At 69.7% G+C, this 3,052-nt stretch carries 4 protein-coding genes; all 4 read right to left on the bottom strand.

The genetic code is table 11. The annotated features are described in order from the left end of the window. Nucleotides 1-162 precede the first annotated feature (162 nt). Nucleotides 163-729, bottom strand: a complete 567-nt coding sequence (locus tag ABWP92_RS17125; protein WP_353236613.1) for a pseudouridine synthase — start codon at nt 727-729, stop codon at nt 163-165. 44 nt (nt 730-773) lie between these two features. Then, on the bottom strand, nt 774-1,538 hold the full coding sequence (locus ABWP92_RS17130) for an SDR family NAD(P)-dependent oxidoreductase (RefSeq protein ID WP_353236614.1): 765 nt from the start codon (nt 1,536-1,538) through the stop codon (nt 774-776). Between the two features lie 20 nt (nt 1,539-1,558). Further along, nucleotides 1,559-2,524 (bottom strand): Bug family tripartite tricarboxylate transporter substrate binding protein, encoded by a 966-nt coding sequence (locus ABWP92_RS17135; RefSeq protein WP_353236615.1) that lies wholly within the window; start codon nt 2,522-2,524, stop codon nt 1,559-1,561. Between the two features lie 90 nt (nt 2,525-2,614). After that, nucleotides 2,615-3,052, bottom strand: a 438-nt coding sequence (locus ABWP92_RS17140) for an SEL1-like repeat protein (protein ID WP_353236616.1), incomplete at its 5' end; no start/stop codon positions are given.

The raw sequence follows: 3,052 nt of genomic DNA on the forward strand, positions 1-3,052 counted from the left end.
CAGCAGCCGGCCGCCGCTGACCATCCCGCCGAAGAGGCAAGGGCCGAACAGCAGGCAGAGCAGCAGGCCGTGCAGGTGCTCCTGCACCGATGCCTCACCGATGCCTTGCAGGCGCTTTATCCGGCGCTCAGGAGCTGAGCCGCGCGCAGCCCGGCAGGGACATCAGGGCGCGGGCGCATCCACCCAGGCGCCCGGCGCGATGCCATGGAGCGCATAGGGCCCGATGGCGGTGCGGATCAGGCGCAGCGTGGGATGGCCGACGGCGGCGGTCATGCGCCGCACCTGCCGGTTGCGGCCCTCGCGGATGATGAGCTCCAGCCAGCAGTCGGGAATGTTTTGCCGCACGCGGACCGGCGGCTCGCGCCGCCACAGCCATTCGGGTGCCGGCACGAGGCGGGCCCGGGCGGGCAGCGTGGGGCCGTCGTTGAGCATGAGGCCGTCGCGCAGTTGCTGCAGCGCGGCCTCGCCGGGAACGCCCTCCACCTGGACCAGGTAGGTTTTCTCCATCTTGAACCTGGGGCTGGAGATGCGCGCCTGCAGCGGCCCGTCGTTGGTGAGCAGCAGCAGCCCTTCGCTGTCGGCATCGAGCCGGCCCGCCACGTACACGCCGGGCACGTCGATGAAATCCTTCAAGCCGCGCCAGCGGCCTTCGGCGGTGAACTGGCTCAGCACGCCGTAAGGCTTGTTGAAGCACAGCAGCCGCGTGGATGGGGCGCGCGGGCGCGGCATGGGCCGGCGGTTCGGTGCGGACTTGCGTGGCGGGAAGGCCATGTTCACGAGATCAGGTAGCCGCCGTCCACGTTGAGGACAGCGCCGGTCACGTAGCTGGCCATGGACGATGCGAGGAATGCCACCGGGCCCGCGATTTCCGCAGGGTCGCCATAGCGCTTGAGCGGAATGCGGCGCAGCATGTACTCCACGTGCTTGGGATCCTTGCGGGTCTGCTCGGTCATGGCGGTGAGCATGACGCCGGGCGCGACCGCATTGACGCGGATGCCCTGCGGCGCGAGCTCGAGCGCCATCACCTTGGTGAGCATTTCCATGGCGGCCTTCGAGGTGGAATAGGCGATGGAGCTAGCGGCCGCGCGCGACGCGGCGATGGAGCCGACGTTCACCACGCTGCCGCCTGTGCTCGCCAGCAGCGCGTGGAAGGCGTGGATCGTGTTGCGCACGCCGCCGAGATTGATGTCCAGCGTGCGCTGCCACAGCGCATCGCGGTCGTCGCTGTCGAATGCATGCTTGGGGCGCACTCCGGCATTGTTCACCAGCAGCAGCCGGTGATCGGCGGGCATCTCGCGCGCCACCTGCTTTGCGGCCTCGCGGCAGCCATCCGCGCTGGCGACGTCCAGCCGCAGGGCGAGGCCGTGGCCGCCCGCCTCGTGGATCATCGCGGCGGTTTCGCTGGCGGCCTCCTCGTTCACGTCGCTGGCGAACACCCGGGCGCCCATGCCCGCGAGGCCCAGCGCGATGGCCTGGCCGATGCCCTGGCCCGCGCCGGTGATGAAAGCGGTCTGATTCCTGAGCAGCGATGCGTTCATGGCGCTTGCCGGGCCGCCCGTCAGCTCACGGTGGCGCCGCTGAGCCTGACCACCTCCTGGTAGTGCGCGAGCTCGTTGCGCATGAATTCGCCGAACTCCTTGGGCGTGTTGGTGACGGTCTCCATCATCATGTCGCGGTAGAGCGCGGTCACTTCGGGGCTGTTGAGCGCCTTCACCATCGCGGTGTTGTACTTGGCGATGATGCTGGCCGGCGTGTCCTTGGGCGCGACCAGTCCCCACCATGTGTCGATCGCGAAACCCTTGAAGGTTTCCGCCACGGCGGGCAGGTCGGGCAGGAGCGCGCTGCGCTTCGCGGTGGTGACCGCCAGTGCGGTCAGCTTGCCTGCGCGCATGTTGGCGGCGGCGCTGGCGAGGTTGTCGAACGAGAAATCCACCTGGCCGGACAGCAGCGCGAGCTGCGAGGGCGCGCCCCCGTTGTAGGGGACGTGCACGATGTCCAGGCCCAGCTCGCGCTTGAACAGCTCGCCGGCCAGATGCCCCGCGCTGCCGTTGCCGCCGCTGGCGTAGGTGATCTTGCCGGATTCCTTCTTGGCGAAGGCGATGAAGTCGGCAAAGGTCTGGATGCCGCGCTGCCGGGCGATTTCCGCGTTGACGACCAGCACATTGGGGATGCGCGTCATCTGGGTGAGCGGGGCGAAATCGTTGATCGGGTCGTAAGGCAGCGATTTGAACAGCCACGGATTGATCGCGTTCGTCGCCACGGCCGCGATGCCGATGGTGAGCCCGTCGGCGGGCGCGCGCGCCACGGCCGTCATGCCGATGCCGCCACCGCCGCCGGGGCGGTTGTCGATGATGACGGTGCCGAGATCCGCTTCGAGCATGGTGGCCATCTTGCGCACGCTCAGGTCGATGGCGCCGCCCGCGGCGTAGGGGACGATGATGCGGATGGGCTTGTCAGCGGCGCGCGCCGCGGCGGGAAGAAGGCTGGCGGCGGTGGCCGCGGCGATGAATTGTCGGCGTTGCATGGTCAATGGCGTCCTGTACGGTTGTCTCTTGCCTGGAAGGCGAATCGCTTCACGGCTCTTGTTCGCGGCGAAGCGAGGATTATCCCGCCATCAGTGGCCGCCCGGGCAATTGGCGGCGTCCGGCGAGGTGCCGCGCAATCCGCCGAGCATCCGCAACTGGTGCCGCGCGACCACGCTGCCCTGGTCCGCCGCGCGCCGCGCCCACATGGCGGCCTCGCACAGGTTGCTGGCGATGGCGTCGCCGTACAGGGCCGGCCCCGCGATCAGGGTGCCGCCGAGCAGCTCCTGCGCGCGCACATCGCCCGCACCGCCCGCTTCGCGCAGCAGGGCGAGCATGGCGGCGTAGTCATGCCCGGTGCGCGCCTCGAGGGCCAGTTGATACGTCTGCTCGGGCGAACGGGGCGCCTGCGCCCCGCCGGAGGACGCGTTGGCGTCTCCCATGAGCGAAAAGCCCCGCGCCAGCGCCAGCACGACACACAGGGCCACCAGCACCAGGTGCGAACCGGTGGGGTGGGCGGCGGCCTGGGC

The organism is Diaphorobacter ruginosibacter (assembly GCF_040396215.1).
GTDB classification, from domain to species: domain Bacteria; phylum Pseudomonadota; class Gammaproteobacteria; order Burkholderiales; family Burkholderiaceae_C; genus Diaphorobacter_A; species Diaphorobacter_A ruginosibacter_A.